This is a genomic window from Stenotrophomonas sp. S4 (assembly GCF_054187805.2).
Genome location: NZ_CM196188.1, coordinates 1,290,870 through 1,312,453, shown reverse-complemented (window position 1 = coordinate 1,312,453; position 21,584 = coordinate 1,290,870). Strand labels below are relative to the sequence as shown.

The following is a 21,584-nucleotide window of genomic DNA, read 5'->3' as shown; positions in this document are numbered from 1 at the left end:
GCTGTCCGCCCGGACTGCGACCACCGGGCCGTCGCCAGCATCCCGGGGGTATGCGAAACTGCAACGATGACAATCGTTCTCATCGCCGTCCTGCTCTACCTGGCTGCCAGTGCCCTGCTGGTGCGCGCGCTCGGCCGCGATGAAACCACCGGCTCCCCCACCTGGCTGTGGCCCGCCCTGCCGGCGATGCTGCTGCATGGCGGCTACCACGTGATGGTGGCGATGCGCACCAACGGCGGACCGGACATGCACTTCTTCGCCGCGCTGTCGCTGGTCGGCCTGGGCATGGCCTGGCTGACCTCGCTGGTCGGTGCGCGCGGGCGGATGTCGGCGCTGGGCGTGGTGGTGTTCCCGCTGGCCGCGTTATTGCTGCTGGCCTACCACGGCTACGGCCACGAACCGAGCAAGGTGCTGGGCTGGCGCCTGGCCAGCCACGCCTGGCTGGCGCTGCTGGCCTACGCCACGCTGAGCATCGCCGCACTGCTTGCGATCATGCTGTGGCTGCAGGAACGCGCCCTGCGCCGCCGCGAGTTCCGCCCGTGGCTGCGCGCGCTGCCGCCGCTGGCGGACCTGGAATCGCTGCTGTTCCGGGTGATCACCGTCGGCTTCGCGCTGCTGACCCTGACCCTGGTCACCGGCGTGCTGTTCGTCGACGACCTGCTGGCGCAGAAGCTGGTGCACAAGACCGTGCTGAGCGTGCTGTCGTGGATCGTGTTCGGCGTGCTGCTGATCGGCCGTCGCCGCTACGGCTGGCGCGGCATGAAGGCGGTGCACTGGACGCTGGCGGCGATGCTGTTGCTGCTGCTCGCGTTCTTCGGCAGCCAGTTCGTGATCGAACTGGTGTTCGGGCATACGCGATAAAGGCGTGCCGACCAACGGTCGGCCCCCACCCCGGTACTGCTAACCAACGGTCGGTCCCCAATCTGGTAGTGCCGGCCGCTGGCCGGCAACAGGGCGACGCCATGCGTGGATGCCGCAGCCGCCCCCCCCCCCCACCATCAAGGGACAGGCTGGGCCAGGATCCGGCGCAGCGAGCGGCCGTTGTTGGAGATCAGGTCGTCGGCCTGCCAGCAACCCTTGCCCTGGCGGACCATCGGCACGCGCGACACGAACGCCTGCTTCTCCACTGCGTAGTGGATCTCGACCATGCCGGTATCAGCCGTGGCCCCCTTCCACTGGTAGGTCACCGGGCCCTCGATGTCAGCGTCCTGCGCGTCCAGCCACGGATCCCAGTCAATGTTGCAGATGCCCTGCTCGCGCGCCTGGCAGGCGCGCTCGCCACGCAGGGCTTTGCCAAAGCCGTCGCTGACCAGCGCCTGCGGTGCGTCCAGCACAAAGCCGTTGTCACCCGACGTCGCCTCGAAGAAGGCGCGGGCCACGGCGGTGGGTTCCTGGCAGGCCGGCGCCGCCTGCGCGGTGGCGGCCAGCAGCAGTCCGGCGATCACGAACATCCCTGTCTTTCGCATGTACTTCTCCTTGAGGTAGTGCCGGCCGCTGGCCGGCAACACAGGATATCCCGACGCTGCCGGCCAGCGGCCGGCACTACCCGATACCAGGCTTACAACCCGTAACGCTCGATCACATCCAGATGCGGCTGGCGATCCTGGTCGCAGGCTTCGGCCAGGCGCAGCCAGCAATGCGGATGCGGCCACTTCGCGGTTTCCTGCTGCAGGAAGCGGTGCAGCGCCAGCGGCGCATGGTCCTGCGGCTGGGCGACGGTGAACAGCAGGCCCGGCAGCGTGCCCTCCTCCTCGTCCGGATCGGTCACGATGTAGTCCGGGCGGCTGTGCGACCACACCTGCCAGCCCTGCGCCTCGGCCGCTGCGACAAAGGCGTTCCAGGCTTCTTCGCCCGGATGCGCGCCGTCGATCAACCAGCTGCGGGCGAAGCCACCGCGCTCCAGCACATGCACCTGCGCATAGGTCGGGATGAAGTGCTCGCGCGCTTCCTCCTCCTCCGGTGCCGGATGCACCAGCGCGGCGTCGAACACCACCCAGTCGCCCACCTGCTGCGCGCGGTTGGCCGGTGCGTTCTCGACGATGCGTGCGGTCACCGGGCCGCTGCGACGGGCGTAGTACTCCATCGGCTCGCCGTTCTCTTCGCTGCGGATGATCACCCAGCCCCACGGCTCTTCGACCACACCGTCCTGGCTGGACAGCTCCATGCCGATCGCTGCGGCCGAGCGGCGCACCGCGTCCCAGTCACGCGCCGCGCTGGCTGCACTCATGTGGTCCCAATGCGCGGCGCTCGGCTCTTCCAGCAGCTCCACCAGCTGCGCATAGCAGGCCTGCGCCTCGCTGAAGCGGCCGGTTTCCATGTACATCCGCGCCAGCGTGCCGCGCGCACCGTGCGAACCGGGCGATGCCGCCAGCAGCGCCTGCGCGGCCTGCTCCAGCGCCGGCCAGTCGGACACGCGGCGGGCGCGCTGCACGTCGCACCAGTGCGCGAACACCGGCACGCTGCCGCGATAGAGGTCGGCCAGCTGGCGCAGGCCATCGTCGTCACCCTGCTCTGCCAGCCAGCGCATCAACGTATAAGCGGCCGGGCCATCATCCTGCGCGTGAGTGCGCACGAACCGCCACAGCAATGCGCGCGCTTCCGTCTGTGCACCACAGGCGCTCAGCGCGGAGGCGGCCATCTCGGCCAAGGCCTCGTCATCAGGCAGCTGCGCCTGTGCCTGCAGCAGCCACTGCGCCTCACGCTCCGGATCGCGTGCCTGGTTCTGCTCGCCCTGCGCGTCCAGCCACGCCAGCAACTCGCCCGCCGGTGCCGGCAGCGGTGCCATCTCCGGCAAGGCATCGATGCGTGCCGCCAGGCCGGCCACCAGCGCAGCCGCACCCCGGTCCTGGCGCAGCTGCGCCAGATGGGTACGCGCCAGCTCCAGCTGGCGCAGCGCCACCCAGCGCGCTCCCCGCTGCAGCGCCAGCTCCAGGCTCAGCGCCGCGACTTCGATCAGCAGGCGATGCGAACCGACCCGGGCGAAGTGCTCGATGATCGTGTTGAAGCGCGTGCCCAGGTCCCACGTATTGCGCGCGGGGTCGCGCTGGCACAGCGCTGCAGCGGTGTTCGCCCACAGCCGCCAGTAGTTCGGGGTCAGCTCGCGCCACGGCACCAGCTGCTGCAGCGCCTCTTCGTCGCGGCCCAGCTGGGCCAGCGCCCACGCCTTGGACAGGCGGCGCGGCACCGTGCAGTTGGCCGGTTCGTACTCACCGGAAGCCGCCACGTCAGCCTCGCGCTTTTCGATCAGCACCAGCGCCTCTTCGGCCCGGCCGACGGCGAGCAGGATCTTGATCTGCATCTCCGGGAAGCTGTCGAACACCTCCTTGCCACAGGCCTCGATCGCATCGGACTGCACCTGCAGGTAATCCAGCGCCTCCTGGCCACGGCCGTCGTCGAGCAGCGCATCGGCTTTCTCGCAGCTCAGGCACTGGAAGCAGGCCCAGCTGGGATCGATGCGGCCGAGGGTCTCGTCGCACACCTCGATGCGCTCGGGCACCCAGCCCGGGCCATCGATGTTGCCGTAGCAGGCGGCCAGGTCCTGGGTCACGCAGATCGACTGCGGGCATTCCAGGGTGTCTTCGCGGTGTGCGCGCTCGAACAGCGAAACGGCTTCGCCAAGTGCGCTCTCGCCTTCAACACGGTTGCCGACGCGGTTGCGCAGCGCCCAGTGGCCGACGTAGACGTCGACCCAGGGGTTGTCGAGTGCCTTGCCCAGCGCACGCGCTTCGGGCAGCAGTGCATCGACGCGGTCGATCTGCAGCTCGCTGACCTCGTCGGCGAGGCGGTTCAGCAGGTGCGCGTTCTGCGCCTGGCCGGCCTGGCGCAGGTCTCCCTGCAGTTTTTCGACCCAGTTCCAGATGTCCATGGGGTAAGTGCTCCTGTCTAGCGAAGGCTGGATGAGAGGGTGCGGTGCTCAGCGCAGCATCTGCTGCAGGGCACCGGCGATATCGGTAAAGGCGCCGTTGAGATCCGGGCCTGGCGTGGCGGTCGCTGCCCGGGCCAGGGGACGGCCCTGCGCGGCGACGATGATCTTCAGCGAGCGCAGCAGGCGTGCCGCCGCTTCGGCCTGCGGGTGGCCCTCGCGCTGGGCGCGCAACAGCGCCTGCACCGCCGGATTGTCGAGGTTGAGGTACAGCCGCGAGGGTGCGCGCGATTCGATGCGTGCGGTGAACTGCCGCGCCAGGCGCAGCGCCGCCATCGAAACGCGCTTGTCGTTCTCGTCGTCCTCCAGGCGCTGCTTCAGCTCGGCCTCGCGGTCGGGCACCACCACTACCGGCAATGCCTCCGGGCTGAAGCGCGCCGGCAACAGCTGCTCGCCATCGCCCAGCTGCTCGCGCAGCCATGCCAGCTGCACCTCGTCGAGGCTGTCATCGCTGCGGAACAGCGCGCGGTTGCCCTGCTCGGTCCCCAGTTCGACCAGGCGCAGGCCCTTGGCCTGGGCCCAGCGCCGCAGGAACGGCACCACCGCATAGCGATGGCCATGCGCGACCGGCACGCCCATCGCACGGAACAGCATTTCCTCGAAGCCGCCGCCGTTGTCGAGGATCACGTGCACGGCACCGCGTGCGGGCAGCGCACTGGCCGGCAGGTCACCCTGCGAAGTCGGCACGCGCACGTGTTCCAGCAGCAGGTCGAACAGGCGGTCATCGCACAGCGCCGCGCCCAGCAGCGCCTCGTTGTGGCGGCTCAATACGCGTCGCCACGCCTCTGGCTGCTGCCGCGCAACGTCGGCCAGGCCGTCGATCAGCGCCTCCAGCAAGGCATGTTGCACAGCGCGGTACTGGTCATCGCGCTGCAGGTCTTCGCGGCTGGCGGTGGGGGTCAGCCGCGAGGATTCGATCACCCCGCCGATGAAGCCGGCCCACGGCGGCAGCAGGTCGCGGGCGTCGTCATCCAGCAGCATGCCGCGCACGAACACCGACAGGTTGCGGTTGTCACTGGTGCCATAGGTGGCGCCGTCCTGCACCCACAGCAGGCCGGTGGCATCGCTGTTGCCATCGGCACGCAGCGGCACGGTGACGATCGGCTCGAAATCGTGCTCGAAGCGCGCAGCGAACTGCAGCGCCTGGCGGCGCGCCTGCACCGGATGCACGGCGACATCCCCCTGGCCGCGCCACGGCGGTGGCTCGGGATTGAGCGCCTCGCCCGCAGCGCCGATGAAGATCGGCTCGGACAACAACGCGCAGTAGCGGCCCAGCACCTCATGCAGGCGCGCCTCGTTGGCCAGCGGCAGGAAGTCCGGATGCAGCTCCAGTTCGACCTCGGTGCCGACCGCGCGTGCCGGCACTTCGCTGACGGTGTACTGCTCGGCGTTGCTGGACACGTACAGATGGCCCAGCTCCGGCGTCTGGTACGAGGTCGTGCGCACGCTGACCCGGCGCGCGAGCACGAAGGCCGACAGGAAGCCGAGGCCGAACATGCCGATCAGGCCATCATCGTCCTCGCCGCCCTGGCGCAGGCCACGGGTATAGCCGACGCCGACGGTGGCCAGGTAGTCGTGGATTTCCTGGCGGGTCAGGCCGGCACCGGTATCGATGATGCGCAGCACGCCGGCACCGGCATCGACCTGCACCGAAATGCGCGAAGGTACCTCGACGCCGGGCTGCTCGATGCGGCGGCGGATGATCGAGTCGTGCGCGTTCTGCACCAGCTCACGCAGCGCCACCACCGGGGTGGAATACAGGTGCTTGCCCAGCACCGTCATCAATCCATTGAGATCGACCCCGGCACGACGGATCTCGGCGTTGGGGGCAATGAGCGCGGTGTCCTGCATGTAATCGTTTACTCCTGGGCACGGAAAGACGCCAGAGGGCGACTTCGTCGAGCGGGAAAAACTAGCACAGGGAAGCTGACCGTTGCCGTGTCGGTCGCCGTATTCCACGTGCGCGGTGGTGACGCCGGGTGATGCCCGGCGGGTGCGCGGCAGGCATCACGCCGCGTCGATAGCCTCGGACAGACGCTCCACCGCAATCACTTCCATACCCTTCACCGAACCGCCTTTGGGCGCATTGGCCTTGGGCACGATGGCGCGCTTGAAGCCATGGGTGGCGGCCTCGCGCAGGCGGTCCTCGCCATTGGGCACCGGGCGGATCTCGCCGGACAGGCCCACCTCGCCGAAGGCGATGGTCTTTTCCGCCAGCGGCCGATCCTGCAGCGAGGACAGCACCGCCAGCAGCACCGGCAGGTCGGCGGCGGTCTCCTGCACGCGGATGCCGCCAACGACATTGACGAACACGTCCTGGTCGCCGACCAGCACGCCGCCGTGGCGATGCAACACCGCCAGCAGCATGGCCAGGCGGTTCTGCTCCAGGCCGACCGCGACACGGCGTGGATTCGACAGCGGCGACGCATCGACCAGTGCCTGCACTTCCACCAGCAGCGGCCGGGTGCCCTCGCGGGTGACCATCACGCAGCTGCCCGGTTGATGGGTGCTGCCGCCGGACAGGAAGATCGCCGATGGGTTGGAGACCTCCTTCAGGCCCTTGTCGCCCATCGCGAACACGCCCAGTTCGTTGACCGCACCGAAGCGGTTCTTGAACGCACGCAGCAGGCGGAAGCGGCTGCCGCTCTCGCCCTCGAAGTACAGCACCGCGTCGACCATGTGCTCGAGCACGCGCGGACCCGCGATGCCGCCCTCCTTGGTCACGTGGCCGACCAGGAACACGGCGGTACCGGTCTCCTTGGCAAACCGCACCAGCCGCGCCGCGCTCTCACGCACCTGGCTGACCGATCCCGGCGCAGCGGTCAGGCTCTCGGTCCACAGGGTCTGCACGGAGTCGGCCACGATCAGCCGCGGGCCGGCCTTGGATGCATGCTGCAGGATCGATTCGACCCCGGTCTCGGCCAGCGCATTGACCCCGTCCAGCGGCAGCTCCAGCCGGTGCGCGCGGCCGGCGACCTGCGCCAGCGACTCTTCGCCGGTGACGTACAGCACCGGCAGCTCGGCTGCCATCTTCGCCACCGCCTGCAGCAGCAGCGTCGACTTGCCGATGCCCGGATCGCCACCGACCAGCACCACCGCGCCCTCGACCAGGCCACCGCCCAGTACCCGGTCGAACTCGCCGATGCCGGTGGAGACCCGGCGATGCTCGGTCTGCTCCACGTCCTTCAGGGCGGTGATCTTCGGCGGGTCGATCTTGCCGGCCCAGCCGGCCCGGCGCGAGGCCGGCGCCTTGGCCGCCGCCGCGCTTTCCAGCACGATTTCCGACAGCGAGTTCCAGGCGTTGCACTCGGTGCATTGGCCCTGCCACTTGCTGAATTCGGCGCCGCATTCATTGCAGACGTAGGCGGTGCGGGCTTTTGCCATCGGATGATTTCCAGCAACGGGAACAGGCGTGGCAGGATAGCCGAGCCGGGTCGCAGGTGCTGCGACCGCTCAAGTCCTGCCCACCCGCGCCGATAGGGGTCGCGGGCGTGCGCCTTGCGGGCGCCCCTCCCTCTCCCACTGGATTCAACATGACTGGCAGTTACAGTCAGAGCCTGGTCATCATCTCCCTGCTGGTGGCCATTCTTGCTTCGTACACGGCGCTGGACATGGCCGGGCGCCTGGCCACGGCCGAGGGCCGCGTGGCCCGCTGGTGGCTGACCGGGGGGGCGGCGGCCATGGGCCTGGGCATCTGGTCGATGCACTTCATCGGCATGCTTGCCTTCGACCTGCCGATCCCGGTCGGCTACGACCTCGGCATCACCCTGTACTCGCTGGCGGTCTCGATCGGCGCCTCGGCCTATGCGCTGTGGCTGGTGTCGCGGCCCAGCCTGCCCTGGCGCCGGCTGCTGGCCGGTGCCGTGCTGATGGGCCTGGGCATCGCCACCATGCATTACCTGGGCATGGCGGCGATGCGCATGCAGCCGGGCATCGACTACCACCCGGGCTGGTTTGCCGCCTCCATCGCGGTGGCCATCGGTGCCGCCGGCGCCGCCCTGTGGATCGCCTTCCGCCTGCGCGCCGAGCACCGCCACACCCTGCTCCTGCGCGCGCTCGCGTCGCTGGTGATGGGCCTGGCCATCGTCGGCATGCATTACACCGGCATGGCCGCCGCGCGCTTCCCCGAAGGCAGCATCTGTGGCGCCGTCGGCAGTGGTGGCATCGACACGCGCTGGCTGGCGGTGCTGGTCATCGTCACCACTGTAGCCACGCTGGGCATCGCCCTGGTGGCCTCGCTGTTCGACCGGCAGATGCGTGTGCGCACCGGGCTGCTGGCCGACTCGCTGGCGCACGCCAACAACAAGCTGATCCAGGCCGCACTGCACGACCCGTTGACCCAGCTGCCCAACCGCATGCTGCTGCAGGACCGCATCGAGCAGGCCATCGAGAAGGCGCGGCGGCGCAACCATGCGGTGGCGGTGATGTTCTGCGACCTGGATGGTTTCAAGGCGGTCAATGATGCCTATGGCCACCAGCTCGGCGACCGCCTGCTGGTGGCGGTGGCGCAGCGCATCGGCGGGCTGCTTCGGCCGCAGGATACGTTTGCCCGACTCGGCGGCGACGAGTTCGTGATCGTGCTGGCCATCGATATTCCCGACGATGCGGTGGTGGTGGCCGAGCGCATCATCGCCGCCGCCGGCGAACCGTTCACGCTGGATGCGGCCGAACTGCAGGTCAGTGCCAGCCTGGGCATCGCCCTGTACCCAGACGACGCCAGCAACGAGCGCGAACTGATGGCGCACGCCGATGCGGCGATGTACCACACCAAGGAAACCGGACGGAACGGCTATACCTTCTTCACCCCCTCGATGCAGCTGAGCGCCAACCGCCAGCTGCGCCTGCTGCAGGACCTGCGCAAGGCGATCGCGCGTGGCGAACTGGTGCTGCACTACCAGCCCAAGTTCCCGGCGGCGGGTGCACCGGCCACCGGCGCCGAGGCCCTGCTGCGCTGGCAGCACCCGGAGCTGGGCCTGCTGGCACCGGATGTGTTCATTCCCATTGCCGAACGCAGTGGCCTGATCCTGCCGATCGGCGACTGGGTACTGGACCGCGCCTGCGCGCAGCTGCGTGCGTGGCACGATGCCGGGCATGCCGAATGGTCGATGGCGGTGAACCTTTCGCCACTTCAGTTCTCCTCGCCGGCCCTGTTGGACAGCGTGCGCGAGGCACTGGAGCGGCACCGGATCGAACCGGCGCGGCTGACCCTGGAGATCACCGAGACCACGGCGATGAAGGACGTCGATGCCAGCCTGGCGATCCTCAACGACCTGACCGCGATGGGGGTGCACATCGCCATCGATGATTTCGGCACCGGCTATTCCAGCCTGCTGTACCTCAAGCGCATGCCCGCCACCGAGCTGAAGATCGACCGTGCGTTCGTGCACGACCTGGAACGCAACGACGAGGACGCCGCCATCGTCTCGTCGATCATCGCGCTGGGCCGCACCCTGCAGCTGCAGGTGGTGGCCGAGGGCGTCGAGACCCAGGCGCAGCGCGAATACCTGAGCGAGCTGGGCTGCGACCAGTTGCAGGGTTATCACCTGGGACGGCCGATGGAGGCAGAGGAGTTCCTGCGCCGGGTGGGGTGACGCGGCGGTTCATCCACGCATGGCGTGGATCTACTGATTGCCGGCCAGCGGCCGGCACTACCGGAGAACGGAAAACAAAAAGGCCGCCCGAGGGCGGCCTTTCTGCGTGGTAACGTCGCGAGGACGTCAGTGCATCATGTGCACGTTCATGTTGTGCATGACCCACAGGGTGCCGATCACGATGATGCCGATCACCACAACGGTGAAGGCCGCAGCGTTGACGTTCCAGCGGCTTTCCGAAGAGCGGTCCAGGTGCAGGAAGAACACCAGGTGGACCAGCATCTGCAGCACCGCGGTGACCGCGATCACCACACCGTTGACGGTGCGCGAGAAGTCGCCCGACATCACCATCCAGAACGGGATGACGGTCAGCACCACCGCCAGCACGAAGCCGATCAGGTAGGACTTGACGCTGCCGTGGCTCTCGCCGCCGGCGGCGTGGTCGTGTGCATGGTTGTCATGTGCCATTACAGCGCTCCATTGAGGTAGACGACGGAGAACACGCCGATCCAGATCAGGTCCAGGAAGTGCCAGAACAGGCTCAGGCACGCCATGCGGGTCTTGTTGGTCGGGGTCAGGCCGTACTTCTTCAGCTGCACGAACATCACCAGCAGCCACAGCAGGCCAGCGCTGACGTGCAGGCCGTGGGTACCGACCAGGGCGAAGAACGCCGACAGGAAGGCACTGCGGTCCGGACCGTAGCCCTGATGGATCAGGTGCTGGAATTCATAGACTTCCATGCACATGAAGCCGAAGCCCAGCAGCCAGGTGACCGCCAGCCACAGGAACATCTGGCCGACCTGCTTGCGGTGCATGGCGATCATGCCCAGGCCGAAGGTCAGCGACGAGGTCAGCAGCAGCGCGGTTTCCCACGCCACGAACGGCAGCTCGAACAGGTCCTTCGCGGTGGGACCACCATCGGTACCGCCGGACAGCACCACGTAGGTGGCGAACAGCGAGGCGAAGATGAGGCAGTCGCTCATCAGGTACACCCAGAAACCGAAGACGGTATTGCCGCCGGTGTCGTGGTGCTCGTGGTCGTCATGGCCATGGGCCGCCGCGTGCGCGGCGTGCCCGTGGCTCAGGGTCGAGGTATTGGTGCTCATGCCTTCAGCTCCGACTTCACCAGGCCCTGGGCTTCCAGGTGCTTGCGGTGTTCGTTCTCGATGCGTTCTACCTCGGCGGCCGGGACCCAGTAGTCCACGTCCTGGTCGAAGGTGCGGTAGATGAACGTGGCGATCATGCCGACGAAGCCGACGATGGCCAGCCACCAGATGTGCCAGATCATCGCGAAGCCGAACACCAGGCTGAAGGCACCGATGACAACGCCCGTGCCGGTGTTGCGCGGCATGTGGATGTCGGTGTACTTGGCCGGCTTCGGCCAGGCTTCACCGCGCTGCTTGCGCTCCCAGAAATCGTCCAGCTCGGTGACTTCCGGCAGCGTGCCGAAGTTGTAGAAGGCCGGCGGCGAAGAGGTTTCCCACTCCAGCGTACGGGCATCCCACGGGTCGCCGGTCAGGTCGACGGTCTTCTTGCGGTCGCGGATCGACACGGCCACCTGGATGATCTGGCACAGGATGCCGGCGCCGACGATGAAGGCACCTGCAGCTGCGATCAGCAGCAGCGGCTCATAGGCCGGGTTGACCGTGCTCTGCAGGCGACGGGTCATGCCCATGAAGCCCAGCACGTACATCGGCATGAAGGTCACGTAGAAGCCGATGAACCAGCACCAGAACGCGCACTTGCCCCAGAACTCGTTGAGGCGGAAGCCGAACATCTTCGGCCACCAGTAGGTGATGCCGGCGAACATGCCGAACACCACGCCGCCGATGATGACGTTGTGGAAGTGGGCGATCAGGAACAGGCTGTTGTGCAGCACGAAGTCAATGGCCGGGATCGCCAGCATCACGCCGGTCATGCCGCCGATGACGAAGGTGACCATGAAGCCGATGGTCCACAGCACCGGGGTGGTGAAGTGCACGCGGCCGCGGAACATGGTGAACAGCCAGTTGAAGATCTTCACGCCGGTCGGGATCGAGATGATCATCGTCGTGATGCCGAAGAAGGCGTTGACGTTGGCACCCGAGCCCATGGTGAAGAAGTGGTGCAGCCACACGATGAACGACAGCACGCCGATGCAGGCAGTGGCGTAGACCATGCCCTTGTAGCCGAACAGCGCCTTGCGCGAGAAGGTCGCGATGACTTCGGAGAACACACCGAACGCCGGCAGGACCAGGATGTACACCTCCGGGTGGCCCCAGATCCAGATCAGGTTGATGTACAGCATGGCGTTGCCGCCACCGTCATTGGTGAAGAAGTGCGTACCCAGGTAACGGTCCAGGGTCAGCAGCACCAGGGTGATGGTCAGCACCGGGAAGGCCGCGACGATCAGCACGTTGGTCACCAGGGCGGTCCAGGTGAACACCGGCATCTGCATCAGCTTCATGCTCGGGGTGCGCATCTTGAGGATGGTGATGAAGAAGTTGATACCACTCAGCGTGGTACCCAAACCCGCCACCTGTAGACCCCAGATGTAATAGTCCATGCCGACGCTTGGACTGTATTCGATGCCCGACAGCGGCGGGAACGCCAGCCAGCCGGTGGCAGCGAACTCACCGATCCACAGCGACAGCATGATCAGCACCGCACCGGACACGAACAGCCAGAAGCTGAGCGAGTTGACGAACGGGAACGCGACGTCGCGCGCACCGATCTGCAACGGCACGGCCAGGTTCATCAGGCCGGTGATCAGCGGCATCGCCACGAAGAAGATCATGATCACGCCGTGGGCGGTGAAGATCTGGTCGTAGTGGTGCGGCGGCAGGTAACCCTCGGAACCACCGACGGCGATGGCCTGCTGGGTACGCATCATGATGGCGTCGGAGAAACCGCGCAGCAGCATGACGAAGGCGACGATGAGGTACATCACGCCGATCTTCTTGTGGTCCACCGAGGTGAACCACTCCTTCCACAGATAGCCCCACAGCTTGAACTTGGTGATCAGGGCCATGACGCCCAGGCCACCCAGCACCGCGCCGACCAGGGTGGTCAGCACGATCGGATCGTGGGGGATCGACTCAAGAGAGAGTTTTCCCAACATGTTCATTCTCCCGAACCCGCGTGGCCGGCATGGCCTGCGTGTTCGTGTTCGTTGGCATCCAGGTTTTCACCCGATTCCTTGGAATCATGCGCGTCACTGGGGGCATGGCCCTCGTGCGCTTCATGGCTGGCGGCATCGGCAGCGGCGGCACCAGCGTGCGAGTGCTTCATGCCGTAATGCTTGTTGTCGCCCATGTGCTTGGCGATGACCCAGTCGAACAGGCCTTCTTCGGTCTTGCCGAAGTAGGTGACCGGGTACCACTCGGCGTTGCGTGCTTCACCCAGCGCCTTGAACGAGGCCTTGTCCAGGGTCTGCTCGCCGGCGCGGACCTGGTCCAGCCACTGGCGGTATTCGGCATCGGTGACCGAGTAGGCGGTGAAGTGCATCTTGGCGAAGCCCGCGCCGCTGTAGTGCGAGGACATGCCCGGGAATTCACCGGTCTCGTTGGCGATCAGGTGGAGCTTGGTCTCCATCGCAGCCATCGAGTAGATCATGCTGCCCAGGTGCGGGATGAAGAAGGCATTCATCACCGAATCGGACGTGATCTTGAAGTTCAGCGGCGTGTTGACCGGGAACTTGATTTCGTTGACGACCGCCACCTTCTCTTCCGGATAGATGAACAGCCACTTCCAGTCCAGCGAGATCGCCTCGATGGTGACCGGCTTGACGTCCGAATCCAGCGGACGATACGGGTCCAGTGCGTGCGACGAGCGCCAGGTCAGGACCGCCAGAACCAGCACGATCATGCAGGGAATGGACCACACCACCACCTCGATCGCCGTCGAGTGGGACCACTTCGGCTCGTAGCGGGCCTTGGTGTTGGAGGCGCGATACTTCCACGCGAAGGTCAGGGTCATGATGATGACCGGGATGACGACCAGCAGCATGAGCACGGTGGCCGTGATCAGCAGGGTCTTCTCATCCTGGCCGATCTGGCCCTTCGGACTGAGGATGGCCACCGCATCGCAACCGGTGAGCATCACCAGCAACGACAGCAGCAGGCCCGGGCGCAACCAGCGCCCAAGGGTTTTCAACGGAATCATCGGTCGATCCAATTGCGAGGGAATGCCGTTCCCCGTCCTGCCTGTTCCGGCCAAAGCCGGTCCCACCGGTCCGGAAGACAGGCAGGGAGGTGGGGTCGAGTCAGCCTTTCAATTTTAGGCCGTCACCCACCATTTAAGAAAGGCATTGACAATGATCGAGCGCAGGAAAGGCCCGATTCTGGCTGCGACACGTTGTCGCACCGCGCAGGCGCGGCGGGCAGGACGCCCGGGGGCGGCATCCTAGCATCAGCTGCTGGCCGGCGGTCCGCCCTCGTTCGGCAAAGTCATCTGAACATGTTCAGGCGTGCGGGCGGGTGCCCGGCATGGGATGCTCGGCGCAGGAGGAAGACCCGTGGACAAGATCGACTTCAGGAAGCGCGACCGGGCGCTCTATCAACCGCCCGCCGGCAGGTTCGTACGGGTCGATGTACCGCCCCTGCCCTACGTGATGGTCGACGGCCACGGTGATCCGAACACGGCCCCCGCCTACCTGCAGGCCGTGCAGTGGCTGTACTCGGTGAGCTATGCACTGAAGTTCGCACTGAAGGCCATGGGCCAGGACTACGTGGTGCCACCGCTGGAAGCACTGTGGAGCGCCGAGGATCCGGCCAGCTTCGTCGCGCGGCGGAAGGATGAGTGGGCCTGGACCGTAATGATCCGCACACCCGAGGGCATCGCCCCTGCACAGTGGCAGGCCGCGATCAGCAAGGCGCGCACCAAGCTGGGAGAGGCTCCGCCCAGCCTTCGCCATGAAATCCTTGCCGAGGGGCCCAGCCTGCAGACCTTGCACGTGGGCGCCTACGACGACGAAGGCCCCACCCTGGCGCATCTGCATGACGAATTGATGCCCGCACTGGGATACACCTTTGCCGGCCCCCATCATGAGATCTACCTGAGCGACCCGCGCAGGACCGACGCCGCGCGGCTGAAAACCGTGCTGCGGCAGCCGGTGCGCCCGATTGAGCCTGATGAGGACTCCTGCACGTGACACAAGGAACGCCATGCGCCTGATCAGCCGACTGCTGCACTGGACCACCCTGCCCGCCGGGCGCCGCCTGATGGCCGTGCTGGGTGCTGCGCTGGTGATCGTGCTGGCCTGCAATCCGGCGCTGTCGCCGTTGCTGCCGGTGGTGGACGCGCTCGGGCTGGACGTGCTGGTGCTGTTGCTGGGTGCGCAGATGGTGGCGGTACTGCCTTGGATGCGGGAGCGGGCCGCGCGCGGGACCAGAGTGCTTGCACGCCTGCTGATCGGCGCATCGGCGGGAGCAGCAGGTGGGTATCTCCGGCAGCTCGGGGGGTGGCTAGCTCGGGGTGCAGTGATCGTTGGACGTGAATGAAGCTGTGTTTGCATCGGTGACGTTGCCGACCGACCTTTCCCTTCGGGCACAAACAGAAAGCCCCGGCAACGGCCAGGGCTTCCTGTTGATGTAACTGCTCGTCTTGCGTGGAGTGCGCCTAGAACGCGGTCGGACCGATTTGAATCACACCATCATGGGTCAATGCGAGACGGATCCTGGTTCTGCCACCCGCAGTGACCACGTGGGAAATTTCGCGCCTGTGCGCCGATTCATCCCCCCACGAACAGAGCCCTTTACCCGCGAAACTTGCGCTGACAATGCGATTCCCGGCAGGCACAGACAGCGAGACAGACTCGCCCCGCTGCAGATGGGCTGTCAGGGTGCCGTCGATATACAGTGCAAGTGGACACGCCCCACCAACCGCGCCGACGTCGCGCGTGACGATTACCTGCCCGGAAGCACTGTCCCCCATCCCATTGAAGGCGAAAATCCGCTCGGCAGGCACCGGCTGCGCCTGTTCGGAGCTGATCTGACGGGTCGCACAGCCGGCGAGAACGACGCACGCCATCAGGCTCACCACGATCTTCTTCATGACATCCCCTGTTGATTGAAACTGACTTGCCCCGTCCAGCGCCGCAAGCAATCCACATCGGCAATGGTAATGACCTCGACCGAGCAGGTACATGCCCGCAGTTCCATCAGACGTTTCCGCCGGCCTTGGGCCCGCGCCCGGCAGCACAATCCAAACAAAAAGCCCCGACCAAGGCCGGGGCTTTTCATTACAACTGGTGCCGGAAACAGGAGTCGAACCTGCGACCTACGCATTACGAATGCGCCGCTCTACCAACTGAGCTATTCCGGCGGAGCCCGCGATTTTACGGGCTGGGCGCCCCGGCGGTCAATCCACCCGGCTCAGCCCGCCTCCACCCGGTTCGCACACACCCGCCCCTCGGCGAAGTCCTGCAGGTTCCCCAGCGTGATCGACGAGATCTCCTGCAGCGCCTCCACGGTGAAGAAGCCCTGGTGGCCGGTCACCAGCACATTGGGGAAGGTCATCAGGCGCTGGAAGGCCTCGTCGTCGATGATCTCGCCCGAGAGGTCCTGGAAGAACAGTGCGCTTTCCTGCTCGTAGACATCGATGGCCAGATGGCCGAGCCGCCGCGACTTCAGCGCGCGGATCACCGCATGGGTATCCACCAGTGCGCCGCGCGAGGTGTTGACCAGCATCGCGCCGGTCTTCATCCGCGCCAGCGAGGCGTCGTTGATCAGGTGCTGGGTATCGGGCGTCAGCGGGCAATGCAGCGAGACGATGTCGGCGCGCGCCAGCAGTTCATCCAGGCCCACCCTGTCGCCCACGCCGGCGAAGGCTGGCGACAGATACGGGTCATGCCCCAGCACGGTGCAGCCCATGCCGTTGAAGATGCGCGCGGTGGCCAGCCCGATCTTGCCGGTGCCGACGATGCCGACCGTGCGCCCATGCAGGGTGCGTCCGAGCAGGCCATCGAGCATGAAGTTGCCCTCGCGCACGCGGTTGTAGGCGCGATGGGTCTGCCGGTTGAGCGTCATCACCAGCGCCAGCGCATGCTCGGCCACGGCTTCGGGGGAATAGGCCGGTACCCGTGCGACGAACAGGTCCAGCGCTTTCGCGGCTGCCAGGTCCACATTGTTGAAGCCGGCGCAGCGCAGCAGAACGGCGCGCACGCCCAACGCATGCAGGGCATGCAGAACCGGCGCGTCGAGACGGTCGTTGACGAACACGCAGACGGCGGCGCAGTCCTGCGCAAGCGCGGCGGTATGCACGTCCAGCGCGGCATCGAAGTACACGAACGCGAAGCCCTGCCCGGCCGCATCGCGCTGGTTGGCCTCGTCCAGGAAGCGACGATCGTAGGGGCGGGCACTGAAAACGGCGATCTGCATGGACGGGCCTGGCTGGAGTTCCCTGCCGACCATACCGCAGCACCTGCCCTGATGGGATGGCCCCGGCGATACGGATATCGCCGGGGCCGAGTACCACTTAGAACCGATAGCCCAGGCCCAGCATCACGCCGTTCTGGATCTGCCCGTCGCGGCGCTCACCCACGTAGTCGGCCATGATCGACAGGCGCTCGCTGGCGCGACTGGTCACGCCCACGTTCCAGGCCAGCACCTGCTCGCCCACGGCCTGGCTGCTGGCACCAAACACCAGGTCCGGGGCCGCAGCGAAACCAGTGCTGTAGCGCGCCTGTGAATCGCCCAGCTCCTTCTGCCAGACCACGCGGGCACGCGGGGTGATGCGCTCGCCGTTGTTGCCCTCGAAGGTCTTGAACAACTGCAGGCCGGCACCAACGCGGATGCTCTCCAGGCTGCCGCCACGCCCCACCAGCGCACCGGCGCCCTGCCCTTCGTTGAAACGGGTGGCCGAGGTCCGCGCGTAATCCACCACCGGCAACAGCGGCTGGATCACCAGTCCCTTGCCGGTGGTGAAGGAGAACGCATGTTCGACCCGCGCCGAGACCGCATCGTTGCTGTATCGGGCACGCAGCGGCTGCTGCAGGCCCTCGATGGCGGAGAGGTTGCGGCGGGTGTCATGGCGCAGATCGGTGTAGCGCACGGCCGCCGACAGGTAGCCACGCGAATAGGTCGCATCCATGTACCCGCCCACGTCCAGCGCGCGCACGTCACCACTGAAGCCGGAGCCGTCGCTGGCCTTGGTCGACATGTCGGCCGCGGCCACGCTGACACCCAGGGTGACGCGGTCATCGGCCAGACGGGTATCGGCACCGACCACGATGCCACCGATGTTGTGGCTCATGCCGGCCACGCCACCGTCGGCGTCGATGCGGCCATGGCTGGCGAAACCGCGCGCCCACAGGCCATGGCTGCGTCCCGTCGCACCGCCACCGCCAGTCACTTCGCCGGCCGGTTCGACCAGATGCATGGCCAGCTGGTTGAACAGGCTGCCATGGCGCATGCCCGGCTGCGTCGAGACCGACTGCGCCGCTTGGGAGGCCAGGCCATCGGCATCGCCGCCACTGCGCATCGCCGCCTGGTGCTGCTGCACCACGTTGCCGATGCTGCCCAGCAGTGCGTTGTCGGCCAGGCGCAGGCTGGCATGGGCATCACCGCGCAGGGCGCCGGCCTGCTGTGCGATCACATCGCGGTCGGTGAACTGCAGCGCGCCGAGCAGCGACTTCAGGCCGCTGTCCTGGCGATCCGATGCGGCTGCCAGCGCGCGCCCCAGTCCATCGCCGGAGGTGCCGTTGGCAAACAGCCCCAGCTGGTCGAAGCCCGGGTTGGCGGTCAGCCACAGGCCGTCGGCCGTCTGGTTGACGTTGAAGCTGAGCAGCGAATTGTGGCGCGGGCGGAACACTTCACCGCCGGTGATGCTGGCGCTGTAGCCGGTATCCCCCAGCCGCACGACATCCTGGAAGCCGCCCTGGTAGATCGGCCCTTCCACCAGGTCGCGGCGGTAGGCACTGGCATAGAAGCCCTGGGCCACGTTCAACGCCAGGTGTGCACCCTGCGCGATCACCAGCGCGCCCTCTTCGGCGCCGTCATCGTAGAAAGTGCCGACGCGCAGGCGGCCACTGCCGGTGCCACCGGCCTCGGTAACGTCGAACAGCAGCTGGCCGCCGGGCATGATGTTGACGTAGCCGTGGGTCACCAGATCACCGCCGCGCGGCATCAGCGTGCCGAACACGCGCAGGCGGTTGAAGCCGTCCTCGCGCCAGGAGGGGCCGCTGCCATCCAGCAGTGCATCGGTGTCGATGCCCACCGATGCGATATCACCATGACCGACCACGACGCTGCCCGGCATCACCCGCAGCTCAGGGGTGCGCAGCGCACCGCCCTCCAATGCGATGGTGCCGTTGTCGACCAGCATGAAATCGGCGCCGGTGGTTTCGGCGGTGCGCCAGGTGGCGCCATTGCTGACGCGGATCACGCCAGCGGAGTTGGCCAGGGTCGAGACATCCAGATCGGCCAGCCGCAGCTGGCCGCGCAGTTCGTCCTGGAGGTCGGGGTCGGCAAGCAGCTGCTGCAACGACTGCGCGCCGATGCCGTTCGCCCCGCGCGTGGAGAAGTTGTACAGGCTTACCGCGTAGTTGATGTAGGTGCTGGCCCAGTCGGTGTTCCAGCGCGCGAAATCGTCGTCGACGAAGGCCTGCAGCTGGCGCGCGGTGCGCAGGTAGCCCGGATTGATGTCGCCACTGACGTTGCTGGTGACGGCCAGGGTGTCGCCCGGATCGCGGTAGCCTGCCGTATTGATGATGTTGTTGCTGCGGATGTCCTGGCCCGGGAATGACTCCAGCTTGCTGCCGCTGCCATCCGGATCGAACGTGACCGACGTACCCGTCGTACGCGCCGGGTCGCGGAACACCAGCAGGCCGTTGGGCGCCACCACTTCGTACATGGCCTTGTGCAACAGGCCGGCATCCATGCCGCCGCCATAGTTGCCGGTGTAGATCTGGGTCATGCGCGGCGACGGTGCGTAGGTGATCCTGCCACCACTGCTGGCAGCATGGATCTGCACCGAATCGACCACCGGCAGGTCGCCGCCGAGATAACGGTTGACGCCGCCGGACTGCATGATCGAGCAGGACGAAATGCAGTGGCCGGACACGATGGTATCCAGGCCCTGGGTGCGGATCATCGCCTGCAGCCACTCACCGGCGATCAGCGCGCCACCGTTGGACGTGCGCAGCACGACTTCGCGGATCGGACGGCCTTCGGCCTGCGCCTTGGCCAGCAGTGCGGGCAGCGCCACCACATCGGCAACGGTTACGCCGCCGCTGAGGAAGACGCGATCGTCCTGCACGTGATAATTCATTGCCATGACGTCATCAACCGCCGCCATGGCGGTGATGCCCAGCAGCCCTGCCAGGGCCAGGCTCAACTTCGAATGCTTCATGTGTTCTCTCTCTCCACCCGCAACGCACGGGTCGAAAGTTCAACGTCCGGACGGTGCGCTCTCCCCCAGTGCAGCGGCGCCCGAAACATGAACGCATTCACAATGGAATCATGGGTCACGCACACTCTTCCCCATCCGGTCATCGTCGCGTAAAACTCGGAGACGTACCCGCCACCGACGTCCGAGGCCAGCCCTGTCCGCCCCCTCTCCTCTGATCCATCGCGCGCCGGACCTGTCCGCGCCGGCGGACGCGTTCATTGCGTTCGTGCGGGAGGAACGCGCGCCGTTGTGTGCGTTCCTGCGCACGCGCGGCGTTGGGCCGGAAGATGCAGAGGACATCGCGCAGGACTGCATGGAGCGGCTGATCCGCTATCGCGCGCACAGTGCCGACGAGCTGCGGCTGCTGCTGTATCGTATCGCCCGCAACCGCCTGGCAGACCGCGGCCGATCGTCGCAGTCGCGGCCGCATCTGTCCCTGGCCGAGCATGATGGCGGCAACGAGCCTTCCAGCACGTCGCCCGATCCATTGCGCCAGGCCGAGTCCGGGCAGATGCTGTCCCTGCTGCGGCAGGCCCTGTTCAAGCTGCCCGAGCGCGCGCGCGAGGTGTACCTGCTCAACCGGATCACCGGCATGAGCTATACGCAGATCGCGCGGCACTGTGGAATTACTGCCAAGACCGTGGAAAAACATATCGCCCGCGCCCTGCAGGGCCTGCGCCAGGAACTCGGATCGGATCCGCTGCACAACGACAGGGACAACGGATGAGTCACGCCAGGCCCAGGGAAGACACCCAGCTGTTCGAACGTGCCAGCACCTGGGTGGCGCGACTGGAAGCTGCGGACTGTACGCCGGCCGAGCGCGAGACGTTCGAGGACTGGCTGGCCGAAGACCCGGCGCATGTCTCGGCCTGGATCCAGGCCGAGACGCTGTTCCAGCAGGGCGAGGAACTGGCCGCCGACCCGTGGCTTCGCACTGCCGCGGCACGCGTGGCGCGGCCGGTGCGGCGCCGCTGGCTGCCGGCGCTGGCCGCTGCCGCAGGCGTCTGCCTGGCCGTCGGGATCGGCTGGATGGTGGCGGTCGACGGCAACCCTGCGCCGCTGCGTTATGCCAACGATTCCCACCAGCCCCGGCAACAGACGCTGGCCGATGGCAGCGTAGCGACGCTGGATGCCGGCACCACCCTGCACGCCCGTTTCGGTTGGCGCCACCGCAACCTGGTACTGGAGCGCGGGCGCGTGCAGCTGCAGGTTGCGCCGTCGGGCAAGGCGCTGCAGCTGCGCGCCGGCGACAGCACCATCCGCGACATCGGCACCACCTTCCAGGTGGAACGCCTGCACGACGGCCTGGTCGAAGTCGCGCTGCTGGAGGGCGCGGTCGAGGTCAGCAATGGCGGGACCCAGCACACCCTGGCACCCGGCCAGCAACTGCAGGTGCTGCCGTCGGGCCGCATCCAGCCCGGCCCGGCGCTGTCGTCCAATACCGCCGCTGAAGGCTGGCTGCAGGGACAGCTGGTGTTCGATGCCACGCCGCTGTCGATCGTGGTCGAACGCATGAACCGCTACGGCCGCACGCCGCTGGTGATCGCCGATCCGGAGATCGCCAACCTGGCGGTGAGTGGCACCTTCCGTGCCGGCGACGCGCAGGAACTGCTGTCGGCACTGGAACTGGGTTGGTCGGTGGCTGGCCAGACGCGACCGGATGGCGCGCTGGAACTGCGCCGCACGTACTGAGGAGGCCTGCG

The 21,584-nt window shown here is 66.9% G+C and carries 17 protein-coding genes and 1 tRNA gene; 6 read left to right on the top strand and 12 right to left on the bottom strand.

What is annotated here, in order from left to right:
• The first annotated feature begins 66 nt into the window (after positions 1 to 66).
• On the top strand, positions 67 to 861 hold the full coding sequence (locus ACUZUJ_RS06045; protein ID WP_458220112.1) for a cytochrome C assembly family protein: 795 nt from the start codon (positions 67 to 69) through the stop codon (positions 859 to 861).
• A 137-nt stretch (positions 862 to 998) separates the two neighbouring features.
• Here the strand turns inward: ACUZUJ_RS06045 and ACUZUJ_RS06040 are convergent, their stop codons facing one another.
• The 4 genes from ACUZUJ_RS06040 to radA all read right to left on the bottom strand — a co-directional run bounded on the left by ACUZUJ_RS06040 (position 999) and on the right by radA (position 7,306).
• Complete coding sequence (locus ACUZUJ_RS06040) at positions 999 to 1,466, bottom strand: hypothetical protein (protein WP_458220113.1); 468 nt, start codon at positions 1,464 to 1,466, stop codon at positions 999 to 1,001.
• A gap of 92 nt (positions 1,467 to 1,558) precedes the next feature.
• The gene (locus ACUZUJ_RS06035) at positions 1,559 to 3,865 is read right to left on the bottom strand and encodes a tetratricopeptide repeat protein (RefSeq protein WP_458220114.1); all 2,307 of its coding nucleotides are present in this window, start codon (positions 3,863 to 3,865) and stop codon (positions 1,559 to 1,561) included.
• 48 nt (positions 3,866 to 3,913) lie between these two features.
• Positions 3,914 to 5,773 (bottom strand): ATP-binding protein, encoded by a 1,860-nt coding sequence (locus tag ACUZUJ_RS06030; RefSeq protein WP_458220115.1) that lies wholly within the window; start codon positions 5,771 to 5,773, stop codon positions 3,914 to 3,916.
• Positions 5,774 to 5,929: 156 nt separating this feature from the next.
• On the bottom strand, positions 5,930 to 7,306 hold the full coding sequence (radA, locus tag ACUZUJ_RS06025) for a DNA repair protein RadA (protein ID WP_014646395.1): 1,377 nt from the start codon (positions 7,304 to 7,306) through the stop codon (positions 5,930 to 5,932).
• 149 nt (positions 7,307 to 7,455) lie between these two features.
• Here radA and ACUZUJ_RS06020 point away from each other — a divergent pair, with 149 nt between their 5' ends.
• Positions 7,456 to 9,513, top strand: coding sequence for a putative bifunctional diguanylate cyclase/phosphodiesterase (locus ACUZUJ_RS06020; RefSeq protein ID WP_049446430.1), 2,058 nt, complete (start codon positions 7,456 to 7,458; stop codon positions 9,511 to 9,513).
• Positions 9,514 to 9,639: 126 nt separating this feature from the next.
• On the opposite strand, the gene cyoD is transcribed toward ACUZUJ_RS06020, so the two are convergent.
• The 4 genes from cyoD to cyoA are packed head-to-tail and all read right to left on the bottom strand — an operon-like array spanning position 9,640 to position 13,656.
• Positions 9,640 to 9,981, bottom strand: coding sequence for a cytochrome o ubiquinol oxidase subunit IV (gene cyoD, locus ACUZUJ_RS06015; RefSeq protein WP_014036396.1), 342 nt, complete (start codon positions 9,979 to 9,981; stop codon positions 9,640 to 9,642).
• Positions 9,981 to 10,619 carry a cytochrome o ubiquinol oxidase subunit III gene (gene cyoC / locus ACUZUJ_RS06010; protein ID WP_049446432.1) on the bottom strand — a complete coding sequence of 213 codons (639 nt, stop codon included), beginning with the start codon at positions 10,617 to 10,619 and terminating at the stop codon, positions 9,981 to 9,983. The genes cyoD and cyoC overlap by 1 nt, the downstream gene beginning before the upstream one ends.
• On the bottom strand, positions 10,616 to 12,613 hold the full coding sequence (cyoB, locus tag ACUZUJ_RS06005; RefSeq protein WP_014036395.1) for a cytochrome o ubiquinol oxidase subunit I: 1,998 nt from the start codon (positions 12,611 to 12,613) through the stop codon (positions 10,616 to 10,618). The genes cyoC and cyoB overlap by 4 nt, the downstream gene beginning before the upstream one ends.
• Positions 12,614 to 12,615: 2 nt before the next feature.
• Positions 12,616 to 13,656, bottom strand: a complete 1,041-nt coding sequence (gene cyoA, locus ACUZUJ_RS06000) for a ubiquinol oxidase subunit II (RefSeq protein WP_049446433.1) — start codon at positions 13,654 to 13,656, stop codon at positions 12,616 to 12,618.
• Between the two features lie 352 nt (positions 13,657 to 14,008).
• Here cyoA and ACUZUJ_RS05995 point away from each other — a divergent pair, with 352 nt between their 5' ends.
• Both ACUZUJ_RS05995 and ACUZUJ_RS05990 read left to right on the top strand, forming a co-directional pair.
• The gene (locus ACUZUJ_RS05995; RefSeq protein ID WP_101765132.1) at positions 14,009 to 14,644 is read left to right on the top strand and encodes a GyrI-like domain-containing protein; all 636 of its coding nucleotides are present in this window, start codon (positions 14,009 to 14,011) and stop codon (positions 14,642 to 14,644) included.
• A 13-nt stretch (positions 14,645 to 14,657) separates the two neighbouring features.
• A complete protein-coding gene (locus tag ACUZUJ_RS05990; protein ID WP_049446437.1) occupies positions 14,658 to 14,993 on the top strand; it encodes a hypothetical protein in 336 nt (111 codons plus the stop codon).
• 118 nt (positions 14,994 to 15,111) lie between these two features.
• On the opposite strand, the gene ACUZUJ_RS05985 is transcribed toward ACUZUJ_RS05990, so the two are convergent.
• From ACUZUJ_RS05985 to ACUZUJ_RS05970, 4 genes are all read right to left on the bottom strand, one after another.
• A complete protein-coding gene (locus ACUZUJ_RS05985; RefSeq protein WP_458220116.1) occupies positions 15,112 to 15,639 on the bottom strand; it encodes a hypothetical protein in 528 nt (175 codons plus the stop codon).
• Between the two features lie 101 nt (positions 15,640 to 15,740).
• Positions 15,741 to 15,816, bottom strand: a tRNA-Thr gene (locus ACUZUJ_RS05980).
• 50 nt (positions 15,817 to 15,866) lie between these two features.
• Positions 15,867 to 16,871 (bottom strand): 2-hydroxyacid dehydrogenase, encoded by a 1,005-nt coding sequence (locus tag ACUZUJ_RS05975; protein WP_458220117.1) that lies wholly within the window; start codon positions 16,869 to 16,871, stop codon positions 15,867 to 15,869.
• A 97-nt stretch (positions 16,872 to 16,968) separates the two neighbouring features.
• Complete coding sequence (locus tag ACUZUJ_RS05970; RefSeq protein ID WP_458220118.1) at positions 16,969 to 19,842, bottom strand: autotransporter domain-containing protein; 2,874 nt, start codon at positions 19,840 to 19,842, stop codon at positions 16,969 to 16,971.
• Positions 19,843 to 20,074: 232 nt separating this feature from the next.
• Between ACUZUJ_RS05970 and ACUZUJ_RS05965 the strand changes: the two genes are divergently transcribed.
• Positions 20,075 to 20,608 carry an RNA polymerase sigma factor gene (locus ACUZUJ_RS05965; protein ID WP_014036388.1) on the top strand — a complete coding sequence of 178 codons (534 nt, stop codon included), beginning with the start codon at positions 20,075 to 20,077 and terminating at the stop codon, positions 20,606 to 20,608.
• A complete protein-coding gene (locus ACUZUJ_RS05960; protein ID WP_101765126.1) occupies positions 20,605 to 21,573 on the top strand; it encodes a FecR family protein in 969 nt (322 codons plus the stop codon). Before ACUZUJ_RS05965 ends, ACUZUJ_RS05960 begins: the two co-directional genes overlap by 4 nt.
• Positions 21,574 to 21,584: the final 11 nt, after the last annotated feature.